The sequence below is a fragment of the Sorangium sp. So ce381 genome (assembly GCF_051473845.1).
Taxonomy (GTDB): domain Bacteria; phylum Myxococcota_A; class Polyangia; order Polyangiales; family Polyangiaceae; genus Sorangium; species Sorangium atrum.
In genome coordinates this window covers 6,380,275-6,395,050 of record NZ_CP150336.1, presented here as the reverse complement: position 1 = coordinate 6,395,050, position 14,776 = coordinate 6,380,275, and the positions used below count along the sequence as shown (strand labels likewise).

General features: G+C 71.7%; 11 protein-coding genes and 2 pseudogenes. 7 read left to right on the top strand and 6 right to left on the bottom strand.

Features of this window, described 5'->3' with window-relative positions; translation table 11 throughout:
• The first annotated feature begins 212 nt into the window (after positions 1–212).
• Positions 213–2,540: an alpha/beta fold hydrolase gene (locus tag WMF29_RS23705; RefSeq protein ID WP_437331012.1), complete on the top strand. Its 2,328-nt coding sequence runs from the start codon at positions 213–215 to the stop codon at positions 2,538–2,540.
• A 95-nt stretch (positions 2,541–2,635) separates the two neighbouring features.
• Positions 2,636–3,184 carry a DUF892 family protein gene (locus WMF29_RS23700; RefSeq protein ID WP_437331011.1) on the top strand — a complete coding sequence of 183 codons (549 nt, stop codon included), beginning with the start codon at positions 2,636–2,638 and terminating at the stop codon, positions 3,182–3,184.
• Between the two features lie 444 nt (positions 3,185–3,628).
• Here the strand turns inward: WMF29_RS23700 and WMF29_RS23695 are convergent.
• Positions 3,629–4,318: pseudogene (locus tag WMF29_RS23695) on the bottom strand (DNA alkylation repair protein); the annotation flags it as partial.
• Between the two features lie 34 nt (positions 4,319–4,352).
• On the opposite strand from WMF29_RS23695, the gene WMF29_RS23690 reads away from it, so the two are divergent.
• Positions 4,353–4,478 carry a hypothetical protein gene (locus WMF29_RS23690; protein ID WP_437331010.1) on the top strand — a complete coding sequence of 42 codons (126 nt, stop codon included), beginning with the start codon at positions 4,353–4,355 and terminating at the stop codon, positions 4,476–4,478.
• Positions 4,479–4,562: 84 nt separating this feature from the next.
• Here WMF29_RS23690 and WMF29_RS23685 read toward each other — a convergent pair whose 3' ends face one another.
• Both WMF29_RS23685 and WMF29_RS23680 read right to left on the bottom strand, forming a co-directional pair.
• On the bottom strand, positions 4,563–4,931 hold the full coding sequence (locus tag WMF29_RS23685; RefSeq protein WP_437331009.1) for a response regulator: 369 nt from the start codon (positions 4,929–4,931) through the stop codon (positions 4,563–4,565).
• Positions 4,928–5,248: pseudogene (locus tag WMF29_RS23680) on the bottom strand (sensor histidine kinase); the annotation flags it as partial. The pseudogene WMF29_RS23680 and the gene WMF29_RS23685, both read right to left, overlap by 4 nt.
• Positions 5,249–5,661: 413 nt before the next feature.
• On the opposite strand from WMF29_RS23680, the gene WMF29_RS23675 reads away from it, so the two are divergent.
• Positions 5,662–5,916, top strand: coding sequence for a hypothetical protein (locus WMF29_RS23675; RefSeq protein ID WP_437331274.1), 255 nt, complete (start codon positions 5,662–5,664; stop codon positions 5,914–5,916).
• On the top strand, positions 5,799–6,392 hold the full coding sequence (locus tag WMF29_RS23670; RefSeq protein WP_437331008.1) for a Uma2 family endonuclease: 594 nt from the start codon (positions 5,799–5,801) through the stop codon (positions 6,390–6,392). The genes WMF29_RS23675 and WMF29_RS23670 overlap by 118 nt, the downstream gene beginning before the upstream one ends.
• Before the next feature lie 84 nt (positions 6,393–6,476).
• Here the strand turns inward: WMF29_RS23670 and WMF29_RS23665 are convergent, their stop codons facing one another.
• Complete coding sequence (locus tag WMF29_RS23665; protein WP_437331007.1) at positions 6,477–7,328, bottom strand: lysophospholipid acyltransferase family protein; 852 nt, start codon at positions 7,326–7,328, stop codon at positions 6,477–6,479.
• 91 nt (positions 7,329–7,419) lie between these two features.
• Here WMF29_RS23665 and WMF29_RS23660 point away from each other — a divergent pair, with 91 nt between their 5' ends.
• On the top strand, positions 7,420–8,097 hold the full coding sequence (locus WMF29_RS23660; protein ID WP_437331006.1) for a 2-hydroxychromene-2-carboxylate isomerase: 678 nt from the start codon (positions 7,420–7,422) through the stop codon (positions 8,095–8,097).
• Between the two features lie 442 nt (positions 8,098–8,539).
• Entirely contained in the window at positions 8,540–10,063 is a 1,524-nt protein-coding gene (locus tag WMF29_RS23655; protein ID WP_437331005.1) for a hypothetical protein, read from the top strand.
• A gap of 120 nt (positions 10,064–10,183) precedes the next feature.
• Here WMF29_RS23655 and WMF29_RS23650 read toward each other — a convergent pair whose 3' ends face one another.
• Positions 10,184–10,606, bottom strand: a complete 423-nt coding sequence (locus WMF29_RS23650) for a hypothetical protein (RefSeq protein WP_437331004.1) — start codon at positions 10,604–10,606, stop codon at positions 10,184–10,186.
• Between the two features lie 143 nt (positions 10,607–10,749).
• Positions 10,750–14,559: a serine/threonine-protein kinase gene (locus WMF29_RS23645; protein ID WP_437331003.1), complete on the bottom strand. Its 3,810-nt coding sequence runs from the start codon at positions 14,557–14,559 to the stop codon at positions 10,750–10,752.
• Between the last annotated feature and the right edge of the window lie 217 nt (positions 14,560–14,776).

Here is a 14,776-nt window from a genome sequence, read left to right as displayed (position 1 = left end):
TATCCATGGCGACCTCATCGGCCGCACCGAGCGTGCTTTCGTCCGTGCCGGCCGAGCGGGACTGAACGTAGTGCTCCGCGGGTCAAAGGGCCGTCAAGATGGGGGAGGGGCGCCGTCAAGAAAGTATCAAGACGAAGGTGAGCCCGCGCGCCCTGGCCTCGCGGCGCGCAGCGCTGTTTGACATCTCCGTGGCGACGGGAGAGATAGCGGCCATGCGACGTCCGCTGCTCCCCGCGCGCTTTGGGTTGCTCTCCGTCCTCTCGGTCGCCGCGTGCGCCCCGCCCACCGGCTCGTCCCCGCCGAAGGCCGCCCCGCCCGCCAAGGCCGCCCCGGCCGGGGCCGCCGCGGCGGCGAAGCAGGCCGCCCTGCCGGAGAAGACGCGCATCGCCGGCCCGGAGGCGAGCCGGATCACGTATGCCCACCTCGGCCGGCAACCGCCGCTCGGAGCGCGGCTGCCCAGGGCGATCCAGTACGCGCCCGGCGGCAAGCTGATCACCTACCTCCAGCGGCAGGCGGACGGGCCGGAGCAGGCGCTCTTCGCCTTCGACACCACATCGCGCGAGATTCGGCAGCTCCTCGCCTCGGGCGATCTGCTGAAGGACGCGAAGCCGCTGTCGCGCGAGGAGGAGCTCCGCCGCGAGCGACAGCGCATGTTCTCCAAGGGGATCACGGCCTATTCGTGGGCGAAGCGGGCGGAGGTCGCCCTCATCCCCTTCGGCGGCGACGTCTTCTTGCGCGACGCGCGCGACCCGAAAGGCGCGATCGCGCGGCTCACCGACACGCCCGAGCCGGAGATCGATCCGAAGGTGTGCGACGGCGGCGAGCGCGTCGTGTTCGTCCGCGGGCGCGAGCTCTTCATGATCGACGTCGCCTCGCGCCGCGAGACGGCGCTGACCCGGGGGGCGCCCGAGGGGGTCTCGCGCGGCCTGAGCGACTTCAACGGTCAGGAGGAGTTCGATGAGCCGAGCGGCTTCTGGATCTCCCCCGGCTGCGACCGCGTGGCGTATCTGGAGGTCGACGAGCGACAGGTCGAGAAGGTGCCAGTCCTCGGCTTCCGCGGCGGCAAGGAAGATCTCATGATGGCGCGTTACCCGCGCGTCGGCGGCAAGAACCCCCGCGTCAGGGCGGGCATCCTCGATCTCGCCACCAAGAAGACGACATGGCTCACGTGGAAGGGGGGCGACGGCGAAGACGAGCGCTACCTCGGCCGGTTCGCCTGGGCGGAAGACGGCAAGGCGCTCTGGTTCCAGACCCTCTCGCGCGACCAGAAGCGCCTCTCGCTCCTCCGCGCGAGGCCGCGCTCGGGCGAGGCCGCCGAGGTCGTCGTCGAGACCTCGCCGACCTGGGTGGACTTCGCCGACATGCGGCTCCTCGAGCGCTCGCCGAGGTTCGTCTGGTCGACCGCCGAGGGCGGCCATCGCCACCTCGCGCTGCGGGACGCCGACTCGGGCGCCGAGATCGCCAGGCTCACCCAGGGCGACTGGGACGTCACCTCGCTCCTTCCGCCGGACGAGGAGCGCGGCCTCGCGCGCTTCGTGGCGACCAAGGAGCGCCCGACGGAGCGCCATCTCTACACCGTGCAGCTCGCGGGCGGCGAGGTGAAGCGGCTCACGTCCGACCCGGGGATGCACCAGATCACCGTGGATCCGAGGGGGCCGGGGTACGTCGAGCTCCACGCGGCCCTGGATCGCCCGTGGAAAGGGGCGGTGAGGGGCGCGGACAACGCCGAGGTCGGCGTGCTGCCGGCGCCCGTGGATCGCGAGCTCGCGGAGCTCGAGCTGCGCGCCCCCGAGATCGTCGAGGTGCGCGCCGCGAGCGGCGACACGCTCTACGGCGCGCTGCTCGCGCCGCGGAGGATCGAGCCCGGCCGCCGCTATCCGGTCGTGGTGAGCGTGTACGGGGGGCCCGGCGTCCAGACGGTCTTCAACTCGTGGTCTCCGTGGCTGCTGTGGAATCACCTCGCGGATCGCGGGGTGGTGGTCTTTCAGCTCGACAACCGCGGCTCGGCGAACCGCGGGCGCGCGTTCGAGTCGGCCATCTACGGGCGGCTCGGCGAGGTCGAGCTCGCCGATCAGATCGCGGGCCTCGATTTCCTGAAGACGCTGCCTTACGTCGACGCGGGCCGCGTCGGGATCTACGGCCACAGCTACGGCGGCAGGATGGCGCTGGACGCGCTCCTCATGGCGCCGGACCGCTTCCACGTGGGCGTCGCGGGATCACCGGTGACCGACGATCGGCTGTACGACACGGGCTACACGGAGCGCTACATGGGCCTCCTCGACAAGGACGCCGCGCGGTACGAGGCGACCGATCTCACGAAGCGCGCGGGCAACCTCCGCGGCAAGCTGCTCCTCATGCACGGGCTCATGGATGAGAACGTGCACTTTGCGCACACGGCGAAGATGATCGAGGCGCTGATGGCCGCGGACAAGCGGTTCGACACCCTGGTGTTCCCGGGCGAGCGGCACGGTTACCGGTCGCCGGCCGCGAGCCATTACGCGAACCGCGCCATCGTCGAGTACCTGACAGAGCACCTCTGATCGCCGCGCGCCGCGCCCGGCCGGCGCGCTGCCCGCCTCGCGGGCGCGGCGCGCGGCGGCCTGCGAATCGCATGCGCCCCCGGTCGGAGGGATGCATGAAGAAGCTTGCACAGACGAACAGAGACAAGGCCATCGACCTGCTCAGCGAGCGGCTGACCTTCGAGCGCGCAGGCGTCAAGCTGTACGACTCCATCGTGGAGAAGATCGGGCGCGCGGCCGATCCCTTCCTGATGGCCCGGCTCGGCGAGCTCAAGGAGCACCGGGACCAGGAGAAGGAGCACGAGGAGTGGCTCGAGGCGCAGATCCGCGCGCTGGGCGGGGACGCGCACGCCGAGACGGACATGTCGCGGCTCATCACGGTCGAGTCGCGGGGCATCGAGCAGATCGTGCTCGACGGGGACATGAACCCGACCCACCTCTTCCACGCGCTGCTCACCGCGGAGCTCGTCGACAACTCCGGCTGGCAGCTGCTGCTCGAGCTCGCCGACGAGGCGGACGACAGCGAGGCGAGGCAGGCGTTCCGGCGCCGCCTGCACGAGGAAGAAGATCACCTGATCTTCACGCGCAAGGTCGTCGAGCGGCTCACCCGCAAGGAGCTGCTCGGGTCGCCAGGCGAGCTGTTCACGACGGCGCACCCGGCGTGATCCGGCGCCGGACGGCGCGTGTGTCGTCGCGGGGCATCGCGTGGCGGGGGCGGCCTCCCGCTGCGAGCGCGCGCCCTGGTTCCGCGTGTCACACATGCCGCCAGGGATCTGTCTCGCGAGTGAAGAGAATTTTTAACGCAAAGACGCAAAGTCGCAAAGTCGCAAAAATGCATAAGAATCTGTCATCTGCGACTTTGCGTTGAAATCTCTCCCTACAATGAATCTGCTCTTTTTTGCGACTTTGCGTCTTTGCGTCTTTGCGTTGAAATCTCTCCCCCGATCCCCTGGCGGGTGGAACTAGCGGGCTCGCTTCGCGGCGGCGGCCTTGGCGGGCTTCGCAGCGGCCTTGGCGGGCTTCGTGGCAGCCTTGGCGGGCTTCGCAGCGGCGCCCCTGGCCGGCTTCGCAGCGGCCTTGGCGGGCTTCGCAGCGGCGCCCCTGGCCGGCTTCGCGGCAGGCGCGGCGGCCGGCTTTCTGGCCCAGATCTTCTCGATGTAGGCGGTCGCGTCGGGCGTCTTGCAGTTCGTCTCGCCGTGGTCGATCTCGACCTTGCCGATGCGCCGCGCGGCCGTGAGCGCCTTGCCGCGCAGCGGCTCGTTCCGCGCGCCGATGCTGATGAGCGCGCTGTTCATCCCCTCGCGGACGCGGTTCCTGGCCCGGTGGATCGACGCCTCGATCACCGAGAGCCGCTCCTCGAACACGCTGTCGGGCAGCGATGGGTCCTCGGTCGCGAGCAGGCCGAGGAGCGTCCAGCCCGCGCGGCCGATCCACTCGTCGTTCGACGCGGTCCAGCGCGCCATCGCGTCCCGGGCGAACGGCGTCTTCAGCGCGACCCGCTTCATGAGCAGGTCGATGAGCACCGGAGAGCGCAGGCCGTCGAGCCACGCCTCGAGCTTGTCCCAGGTGAAGCGCTCCGGATCGGCGATCGTCACCGCCAGCGTCCTCGCGTCGGCGTTGCCCGTCGCCCAGAGCGCCTCGGCGAGCTCGTGGTCGCGCTTGATCCGCTTCTCCAGCGCGTTCATGTGGGCGAAGCTCACGCCGAAGAGCGGATCGGTCATCCCGTGGCGCCGGTACACCTTGCGGTTCTGCTCGGTGCCGAGCCGCTCCAGCTCGCCCATCACCTCGGTGACATCCATGGGCTACACCTAGCCCTTCTGTCCATCGTGCGCCATGGCGCGCTCGCCCGCCGCGCCGCTCGACGGCGCCGCGATCTCGGTCCGCTTCGCGCGCGCTGTGCACCACGCCGTCCTCGAGCAGGAGGTGGTTGTCCACCGGCGCGACGTTGACCCGCGATGATGCCGTGTTCCGGCACAAGTGCGCCTCGCCGCCGAGGAGGAGAAAAGGAGGGAGGAGCGACGCGGCCCCGCGCGCAGGCGCCGCCTACGAAGGCGGGCGGATCACCAGCGCCACGGTGGAGAGGAGCACGCCCATGCTCGCCGGCTTCTGGATCACGGCCGCCGCCGAGAGCTGCTCGGCCGCTGCCCGGAGATCATCGGGCGTCCGCGCCGAGAAGAGCACGATGGGCGGTCGATCCGACACGCCCCTGAGCCGCTCGATCAGCTCCTCCGTCGTCGCGCCGGACACGGTCAGATCGACCAACGCGGCGTCGTAGCGCCGCTCCGTCATCGCGGCGATCGCCTCGTCGGCGGTCTCGGCCGACTCGACGGCATAGTCGGCCATCCCCAGCAGCTCCCGGAGCATGTTGCTCGAATCCAGGTCGTCTTCGACCACCAAGATCGTCCCCTTCATGGGCCTGGTCCCTCCCCGCAGCGCCGCTCGACCGGCCGCGCGTGAGCGCAGGAGAGCGGGGTCGATTCAGCGCATCCGTCGTGTGCTTGTCCGTCCTCGATCAGAGGCAACCTGACCGTGAAGGTCGCCTCCTTGCCTTCCGTGCTGCGCACGAAGATCTGGCCGCCGTGCGCCCTGACGATCTCCCTGCAAATGAAGAGCCCGAGGCCCGTGCCTCCGCCGGCGGATTGGCCAGCTCTCTCCACCTGGTAAAAGCTCGAGAACAGATGAGGCAGGTTGGCCGCGGGGATCCCCGGGCCGCAGTCCTCCACGTCGAGCTCGGCGCCCCCGCGAGGCGGTCGGGGAGACCGTGGCGACGCTGCGGACGGGCTTCACTGACAGCTGCAAGAGGATGGAGTGAAGAGCTGGTGATTCGCCCAAAGAGCTGGTGATTCGCTGGAAGAGCTCGCGATTCGCTCCAAGAGCTCGCGACTCGCGGGGCGCCCTCGTGGGCCATTGCGCGCTCGTCCCGAATTTTGTCATGCAGAGTTCTTCCGGGGGGCGCCTGTCGGCGCGGCGCGGGGGGTGAAAGGCGCAGACCGCGCCGGGGGCGGCGGGCCGTTGGTGGCCTTGGCATCGTCATCGTCGCGGAGCGCTGTCGCGACCGGTGGGGAGCCGTGCTACGGGGGCGCTCCGCGATGCGTTCGACCGCGAGGGCGACGAGCGGTACTCTCTCCAAGAGGAGCGACGCATGGCCTTTCAGAGCGACACCTCGTTCGTCCCGATCCCGCCGCCCAGCGAGGACGAGCTACCGCACGACGACGGAGTGATTCAGTCCGAGCGGCATCGCAAGCAGATGGACCTCCTCATCGAGGCGCTGGATCTGCTGTGGAAGGAGCGCGACGACGTGTACGTCGGCGGCAACATGGCCGTCTATTCAGCGAGCTCCAGGCGAAGAAGAACGACTTTCGCGGGCCGGACGTCTTCGTGGTGCTCGACACGGTGAGGCGCGAGCGCAAGTCCTGGGTCGTCTGGCAGGAGGACGGAAGGACGCCCGACGTGGTGATCGAGCTGCTCTCCGAGAGCACCGAGAAGGTCGATCGCACCGACAAGATGCGGATCTACGCGAAGCTCCTGCGCGTGCCCGAGTACTACCTGTTCGATCCGTTCACGGGCGTCCTCGAGGCCTACGGGCTCGATCTCGCCACGATGGCGTACGCGCCCGTCGCGCCCGGCGCGGGCGGCGACGTGGTGAGCCCGCGGCTGCACCTCGGGCTCGGCGTCCGCCGCGGCACCTACCACGGCCTCGAGGCCGACTGGCTGCGCTGGCTCGACCCAGAAGGGCGCGTGGTGCCCACGGGCGAGGAGCAGGCGCGGGCCGCCGAGGAGCGGGCACGCGCGGCGCAGCACGAGGCGACGCTCCTCGCAGCGCGGCTGGCCGAGTACGAGCAGCGGTTCGGCAAGCTGCCCGGCGGCGGCTAGGCTAGCTCTTGTCGGAGGCTGCCGGGAGCTTCCCGGGAGAGCTGAAGCTCGACCCGGAGGCCCTGGACCGCCGTGATGCTCGCCTCAGCGACGCTGCTCGGAGTGTTCCGGGAGAGCGGCCGCCTCGGCCCCCTCCCGGAGCGCCTCCGGCAGCGCCGACGCCACGGCGGACCTGCACGCCTGCATCGAGGCGTGAAGCGCCTCGGCCGACGCCCCCGGCGCGTCGAGCGGCGGGTGCACAACGACCCGCACGACGCCGGGCGCGGCGGCATAACGTCCCTTCGGCTGCAGCGCACCCGCGCCGTCGATGGTCACCGGCAGGACGCGCGCGCCCGCGGCCGAGGCGGTCCGGAACGCGCCCAGCCGGAAGGGCAGGAGCCGGCCCGTCGAGCTCCGCGTGCCCTCGGGGAAGAACACCGTCGACCACCGCTGCATCACGTTGCGCCGCGCCTCGCCGAGATCCGCGAGCGCGCCGCGGGCGCGCCGCCGGTCGACGGGGGTGTGGCCATACAGGCGCATGCCCCAGCCCAGCACCGGCACGCGGAACAGCGCGCGCTTCGCCAGGAACCGGAGCGGCGTGCGCCCCTGGAGCACCACGAGCAACGCGAGGATGTCGAGCGTGCTCTGGTGGTTCGCCGCGATCACGTACCGCTCGCCCGGCCGGGCGTGCTCGACGCCCTCGGCCTCGACGCGCACGCCGACCAGCCAGAGCGCCCCGCGCGCCCACACGACCGAGAGCCGATCGTGCATCCGCTGCCGCGGATCGAAGGGGAAGCAGAGCAGCCCGACGGGGAGCAGCACGACAAGGAACAGCATCGCCCAGGCGTGGGCGAGCGCCGTGCGGACGACCTCGACGGGGCCGGCCGGCGCCGCAGCTGCGCTCGCGCCGCGCGCGTCACGTTCATTACGCGCGTCGGGCTGAACGGGGGATCGCACTGGCCGCCATGGTACCATCCAGGGCGCCGCGCCAGGGCTCCTCCAGGACCTCGGGCGCAGCGCGCAGTCCACGAGCGCTCGGAGGCCCGCGATGGCCGGACGCGTCGACTTCTACTTCGATTACATCTCGGGCTACGCCTACTTCGCATGGCTGCGGATCCAGGAGATCTGCGACCGCCGCGGTGTCGTGCTCGACATCCACCCGGTGCTCTTCGCCGGCCTGCTCGAGCACTGGGGCCAGCTCGGGCCCGCCGAGATCCCGCCGAAGCGGGAGTGGGCCTACAAGGACGCCTTCCGCCACGCCCGGCTGCACGGCATCGAGCTCTCCTGTCCCAGGTACCACCCCTTCAACCCGCTGCTCGCCCTGCGCCTGTCGCTGCGCGAGGTCGCCGGCGCGGAGCAGCGCAGGGTCGTCGATGCCATCTTCCGGGCCGGCTGGGGGCAGGGCATCGACCTCGGCTCGCCCGACGAGCTCGCGGGCGCGCTCGATAGCGAGGGGCTCGACGCCGCCGCGCTCATCGAGCGGGCCTCGGCGCCCGCCGCCAAGGAGGCGCTCCGGCAGGGCACCGAGCGCGCGGTCGGCCGGGGCGTGTTCGGGGTGCCGACGACCTTCGTGGGCGACGAGCTGTTCTGGGGGAGCGACCGCATGGACCACGTCGAACTCGCCCTCGACGGCCGCGACCCGCTCGACCACGCCCGCGTGCGCGAGGCCCTCGCCCGCCCCAGGGGGGCCGACCGGCGCAAGGTGCGCGCCACCGGCGACGGCTGAGCGCCGGCCGCGCTGCGCCCTGGCCACGCGCAGAGCCCCCCGCTGACCCGCCGCGACGCGCACGGCCCGCGCGGCGCTGTACGCTCCCTCGTCGCCCAGCGCGTCGAGCGCCTCGGCGTGGCGCTCGAGCGCCGTCACCAGCAGCATCCGGTGGCCCGACGCGCGGATGAGCATCGAGCGTCTCCCGGCCGTACGGCGCCGGCGGCGCCCTGCTCGGCCTCGGCGCACAGGCCAGACGCCAGCGAGCTGGCGTCATGCCCTTCTCTTGCCGCGATCGTGTCAGTGACGACACCCCCCTACGCTACGGCACCTTTCCGGACCCCCAAGTGGCGGCCCGAATACCCGTGTCGAAAGTGGGGACAGAATGTATTGACAGTCACATTTTTCGGTTGATATGTGATGGGGGGCACAATTTTGGTGCTTGCCGGACCCCGCGGCGGAGATGGGGAGAAGGAACTATCGCATGCGAGAACTAACGTGGCTTTCCATGGCTCTTCTGGTGTCTTCAGCCGCTGCGACCACGGCGTGCAGCAGCGTGCCGTCCGGCGGCGAGGCGAGTGACTCCTCGGAAGCAATCGCGACCGTGGCGCAGCCCCTGTCGTATGGCTGGAGCGCGTCCTTCGGCGATCCCGCCGCCCAGTCTGCCTGGGATGTTGCGGTGGATGGCTCGGACAATGTCATCACTGTCGGACAGATGAACCACCTCGCCATCGGAATGAGCCACTGGGGTCTGCTGGACTTCGACGGCCCCGGCGGCGGCGTGCTGAGCACGTCCACCACCGCTGGCTTCGTGGCGAAGTTCGATCAGGGCGGCAGCCACCTCTGGAGCAAGAGCTTCGATGAAGTGCACGTCGTCTCCGTGGCCGCGGATGGCGAAGACAACGTTTACATCGCCGGCTTCACCAGCCAGGACGTCGACTTCGGAGGAGGAACGCTCTCCGTCGGCGACGGCACCGCGCTCTTCGTCGTGAAGCTCGACAGCGACGGCGATCACGTCTGGAGCAAGGTCTACGGCGGGGTCGATTACTACGACACTGCCGGCGTCAACAGCATCGCGGTCGACTCCGCAGGCGACGTGCTCATCGCCGGCTATTATTCGTACTTCCTCACGCTTGGCCTTGACACCGGCTGGGGGGGCGAGCTGGACGCCTTCCTGGCGAAGCTCGACGGCGCTGACGGCAGCCCGGTCTTCGGCAAGTTCTTCGGGGTGATGAGCGAAGGGGCCATCGCGGTGTCTTACGGCGTCGCGGTGGACCCCGACGACGACAGCGTCGTCGTCTCGGGCAAGTACTCCGGCACCGTGAATTTCGGCGGCAGCTCGTTCACCGCGAACAGCGGGGGACCTTGGGTCATCGACCTGAACAAGGGAGACGCGTTCCTGGCGAAGTTCGAGAGCGACGGCGATCACCTGTGGAGCAAGAGCTTCGGCGACGACGACGACGCGGGCGCCAATGAGGTCGCGATCGACGGCGCCGGGAACATCGTCGTGATCGGCGATTTCGGCGGCAGCGTCGACTTCGGCAGCAACACGGCCACGCTCACCGACCCGTGGAGCAGCGATATGAACGTGTTCCTGGTGCAATTCAGCGCCGCCGGCGTCGACCAATGGAGCGACGGCTACGGAGGCACGGGTTGGGACGAGGGCCGCGGGGTCGCGGTGGACAGCGCCGGGAACGTGAGCGTCGTGGTGGCTTCCTCCGGAGCCGTCAACTTCGGTGGCTCAACGCTGACCAGCGCAGGAAACATGGATATCTTCGTCGCGCAGTTCGACGACGCCGGCGCCCATGTCTGGAGCGACAACTACGGCGACACGGACTACCAGGTCGCGGACGCCATCGCGCTGGACAGCTTCGGGAACGCGACGATCGCAGGATCGTTGATCGGTAGCGTCAATTTCGGCGGCGCGACGCTGACGAGCGCCGTGGGGGGATATCCCGACGTCGTGCTCGCGCAGTTCGAACCCTGACGCCCTCGCGGGGTGGCGGCCTGCAGTTGACCGTCGCGACGGCGGCGGCGTTCCACGTCCGCGAGGCATGCGTCCAGGCGGTTTGAATGTGTGACGCTCTGCCGTCTCACCCGCTCTCCGTCACTTGGCGACCGGCGGGGCCTCCGGCCCGTCGAAACGCGGGACGAAGCCCTCCACCGAGGCCAGCGTCTCCAGCAGCGTGACGTGGCGGAGGCGCGGGATCGCCACGATCGTCGGCCCGCCGAGGTCCTCCTCCGGGACCGCGATCGTCGCCGCCGCCGCGAGCTCCGCCACCGTCGCGCCCACGACCTGCGTCGTGCCGACGCTGCTCGGGTTCGTGCTCCGGACCTCGCGCGGCAGATCGGCCCAGTACGCCCGCGGGGGGCCCTGGAACGCCGCCTCGGCCGGGACGCGCGGCCAGAACGTCGGATCCGTGACGCCGAGCTCCTCGACGAGCGCCGCGCGCTCGGCGCGGACGCCGCGCGCAGCCCCCCCGTCGCCCAGCGCGTCGAGCGCCTCGGCGTACCGCTCGAGCGCCGTCACCAGCAGCGTCCGGTTGCCCGACGCGCGGATGAGATCGAGCGTCTCCCGGCCGTACGCGGCGAGCTCGCCGGCCTGGCCGGCGTCGCTCGCGTCGCTGGCGAGCAGCTGAATGTGTGACGCTCTGCCGTCTCACCCGCTCTCCGTCACTTGGCGACCGGCGGGGCCTCCGGCCCGTCGAAACGCGGGACGAAGCCCTCCACCGAGGCCAGCGTCTCCAGCAGCGTGACGTGGCGGAGGCGCGGGATCGCCACGATCGTCGGCCCGCCGAGGTCCTCCTCCGGGACCGCGATCGTCGCCGCCGCCGCGAGCTCCGCCACCGTCGCGCCCACGACCTGCGTCGTGCCGACGCTGCTCGGGTTCGTGCTCCGGACCTCGCGCGGCAGATCGGCCCAGTACGCCCGCGGGGGGCCCTGGAACGCCGCCTCGGCCGGGACGCGCGGCCAGAACGTCGGATCCGTGACGCCGAGCTCCTCGACGAGCGCCGCGCGCTCGGCGCGGACGCCGCGCGCAGCCCCCCCGTCGCCCAGCGCGTCGAGCGCCTCGGCGTACCGCTCGAGCGCCGTCACCAGCAGCGTCCGGTTGCCCGACGCGCGGATGAGATCGAGCGTCTCCCGGCCGTACGCGGCGAGCTCGCCGGCCTGGCCGGCGTCGCTCGCGTCGCTGGCGAGCAGCGCCCGCGCGTGCATCCGGCCGACCCGGCCGAGGCTCACGGCGTACGCGTCGCCCGTCCCCGCCGAGCCGATCTCGATCGCCCGGTCGTAGGCGGCGAGCGCCTCCCGCAGCAGGCCCTGCACGAAGTACACGTCGCCCAGGTACCCCTCCGCCCAGCCGCGCCCCATGCCGATGCCCAGGACGCCGCTCAGGTTGACCGCGTTCGCGATCAACACGCGGGCCCGCGTGAGCTGGCCCATGTGGAACTGGTGCCGGCCCGCGTACATCGTCCCCATGTACAGGTAGAGCCCGCTCAGGCCGTGCTCCTCGGCGTACGAGAGCAGCTGCGCGGTCGACCGGACCCCGAGATCCCAGTCGAACCGGCCCTCCGCGAGCACCGCGTGGTAGAACCACGTGCCGAGCAGCCGCACCGGGTCGCGCAGGCGCTCGGCGAGGCGCGCGGCGTCCGCGGCGCTCTGCTCGGCCTCGGCGTAGAGGCCGGACTGGCTCAGCGCGACGCAGAGGATGCCGCGCGAGTGGCAGAGCTCGACGTACTCGCCCGCCGCCTCCGCGAGCTCGCAGCCGCGGCGGAGCGGCTCGGTCGCCGGGCCCACCTTGCCGGCCGCGCACAGCGCGCGCCCGAGGATGTTCGCCGGCAGGCACTGGTACGGGCGCAGCTCCGGGCTCGCGCCGATCGCCTCGAGCGCCTTGCGGCTGTGCGCCACCGCGTCGGCGAACTCGCCCCGCACGTAGTGGACGCGCGACAGCGCGCTGGAGAGGGCCGCCGTGACGAGCGGCGTCTCCGGCAGCGCCCCCTGCGTGCGGCGCAGCAGATCGAGCGGCTCCGCCGTGCTGCCGAGCAGGCACGCCACGCGCGCGAGCTCGTGCGCGCAGCGGGCCCTGAGCTCGATCCGCGCCGGGTCGAGCGGCAGCCGCTCGAGCAGCGCGAGCGCCTGCTTCAGCCGCCGGCTGGCGCCGTGCGGATCCTGGAGCCGATCGGCCTCGCCCGCCGCGAGCAGGTACGCCGACGCGGCGCGGTCGAGCTCGCCGGCGCGCTCGACGTGGTGCGCGAGCGTCCCCGGATCGCCGCCGCGCAGCTCGATGCGCCGCGCGATGCGCCCGTGGTAGTCGGGGCGCTCCTCGGCGGGCACGCGGGCGGCGAGCTGCTCGCGCGCCGCGTCGTGCGAGAACGACGTGAGGCCCCCGTCCTCGCTGAGGCAGACGTAGTGCGCCGCGGCGTCGCGCAGGGCGCTGTCGACCTCCGCCGGGTCGAAGAGCCCGAGCTCGACCAGATCGTCGCGCAGGAACTGGCGGCCGATGAGCGCGGCGACGCCGAGGACCTGGACCGTCGTGGGATCGAGCGCGTCGATGCTGCGCGAGAGGACGTCCGAGACCGACGCGGGCGCGAGGTAGCTCGCGTCGGCGCGGGAGATCTCGAGCGCGCCGCTCCGGCTGCGCTGCAGGAAGCCCTCGGTCTCCATGTTGCGGACGACCTGGATGTTGAAGAGCGGGTTGCCCGCGGCGAGCAGCGGGACGCGGCGCACGAGCTCCTGCACGAGGTCGTCCCCCGCGCCGCGGCCGAGCGCGGAGAGGAGCGCCCGGTTCGCGTCGGGCCGGAGCGGGCCGAGGTCGATGCGCTCGACGTCCTTCCAAGCGAGCCAGCCCGCCGAGCGCGGCGTCATCGGCGACGAGCCCGGCGGGCCGCGCAGCGCGGACGAGCCCGGCGGGGGCAGCGACGAGCCGGGCGGAGGCATCGATGAGCCGCGAGCGAACGGCGGCCGCGCCGTGCCGAGCAGCAGCACCGGCATCTCGCCGAGCTGATCCGAGAGGCGCAGCAGCACCTCCTGCGTCGCCTCGTCGGCCCAGTGCACGTCCTCGATCGCGAGGACGACCGGGATCTCCTCGGAGATCGCGCCGAGCAGCCGCAGGATCAGATCGGCGATCCAGCGCGTGCCGCCCGGGCCGATGGCGCCGCCCTCCTCCGCGAGCCCGACCGCGCGCGTCAGCTCCGGCACGAGCCCCTGGAGGAGGGCGGCGTCGTCGGCGATCACGAGGCTCACCAGCCGGCGGATGCGCGCCGCCCGGCTGTCGCCGTGCCGCTCGAGCCAGAGCGCGATCTGCGTCAGCGCCTCGCGGATCGCGGAGTAGGGCACGAGCCCGGAGAGCTCCCTGCACCGGCCGTACGCGACGATCGCCGTGCCCGCCTGCTCGGCGCTCCGGAGCAGCTCGGCGACGAGGCGGCTCTTGCCGACGCCCGTGTCGCCGACCACCACGGCCGGCCGCGGCTCGCCGCGCACCGCGCCCTGGACGAGCTCGATGAGCCGCCCGAGCTCCTGCTCGCGGCCGACGAACGGCGCGTCGTGCGCGTCGTCGAAGGTCTCCGGCGCGGCGGCGTCGCGCTCGGGCGCTCCCGCCTCCGCCCCGGCCGGCGGCGGCGAGGTGCCGTGGAGCGTGACGTAATAGAGCTCCTTGAGCCGCGCGCAGAGCCGGGCCGCGCTGGAGAAGCGCCGCGCCGGGTCGCGCTCCAGGAGCTCCTCGACCAGCGCGACGACGGGCGCCGGCGTCTCGGGCGCCGCGTGGGCGAGCGGCACGAGCGTGCCGTAGACCTTCTGGTTGATGACGCTGTTGACGGTGCCGTCCGAGAACGGGAGCCGGCCGGCGAGCAGCTCGTAGAGCATGACGCCGACCGCGTAGAGGTCCATCCGGGGGCTCGGGCGCCCGAGCGCGCCGCGCTTCAGGCACTCGGGCGCCAGGTACGCGATGGTGCCCGCGTTGACGCGGGCGTGCTCGGGCTGGAAGCTCACGGTGAGCGTCGCCAGGCCGAAATCGAGGATCTTGAGCCGGGGCTCGTACGGATCGGTGAGGACGATGTTGCTCGGCTTGAGGTCGAGGTGGAGCACGTTGAGCGCGTGGCAGTGCGCGAGCGCCTCGGCCACGCGGCGCGCGATGCGCAGCGCCTCGATCGTGTCGAGCGAGCCCATCCGTGCGAGGTACCTGTCGAGCGTCTCGCCCTGCACGAGCTCCATCGCGAGGTAGAGGCCCACGCCGTCCAGGACGCCGTACGAGGAGAGCTTGACGAGCGAGGGGTGGCGCAGGCGGAGCAGCGCCTCGATCTCGTTCTGCTGGGCGAAGAGCTGCCCGGCGTTCTGGGCGCTCACATCCTTGAAGATCTTGATGGCGGCGTCGTTGCCGGCCCCGTCACGGCCGCGGAACACGGCGCCGAAGCCGCCTTCGCCGAGGCGATCGGCGATCGTGTACTCGCCGATCCTGGCGCCGCGCTCGATCAAGGGATCGCCGACCATCGCTCCTGCCCTTCCGAGTACCCCGTCATCGTTCGCCGACGCACCATGATACTCCGGACGAGCGCCGCGACAGCGCGCAATGGCCCGGCCGCCTGCCGGAGGCACGCCGCCTCGACGGCTTGCCGCATCGCGGCTGTCTGGCCAAGAAACCTGCCTGCAACGTTGGGGGGCGAACCTGGCGCTGAGCTCGACCATCGCGCGCCGCGCCCGAAAAAGT

What these genes read in the sequence shown, in the direction of transcription:
- WMF29_RS23660 (WP_437331006.1), top strand. Translation starts at nt 7,420, where the DNA reads ATGGCCGGACGCGTCGACTTCTACTTCGATTACATCTCGGGCTACGCC.
- WMF29_RS23655 (WP_437331005.1), top strand. Translation starts at nt 8,540, where the DNA reads ATGGGGAGAAGGAACTATCGCATGCGAGAACTAACGTGGCTTTCCATG.
- WMF29_RS23700 (WP_437331011.1), top strand. Translation starts at nt 2,636, where the DNA reads ATGAAGAAGCTTGCACAGACGAACAGAGACAAGGCCATCGACCTGCTC.
- WMF29_RS23690 (WP_437331010.1), top strand. Translation starts at nt 4,353, where the DNA reads ATGGCGCGCTCGCCCGCCGCGCCGCTCGACGGCGCCGCGATCTCGGTC.
- WMF29_RS23705 (WP_437331012.1), top strand. Translation starts at nt 213, where the DNA reads ATGCGACGTCCGCTGCTCCCCGCGCGCTTTGGGTTGCTCTCCGTCCTC.
- WMF29_RS23685 (WP_437331009.1), bottom strand. Translation starts at nt 4,931, where the DNA reads ATGAAGGGGACGATCTTGGTGGTCGAAGACGACCTGGATTCGAGCAAC.
- WMF29_RS23675 (WP_437331274.1), top strand. Translation starts at nt 5,662, where the DNA reads ATGGCCTTTCAGAGCGACACCTCGTTCGTCCCGATCCCGCCGCCCAGC.
- WMF29_RS23645 (WP_437331003.1), bottom strand. Translation starts at nt 14,559, where the DNA reads ATGGTCGGCGATCCCTTGATCGAGCGCGGCGCCAGGATCGGCGAGTAC.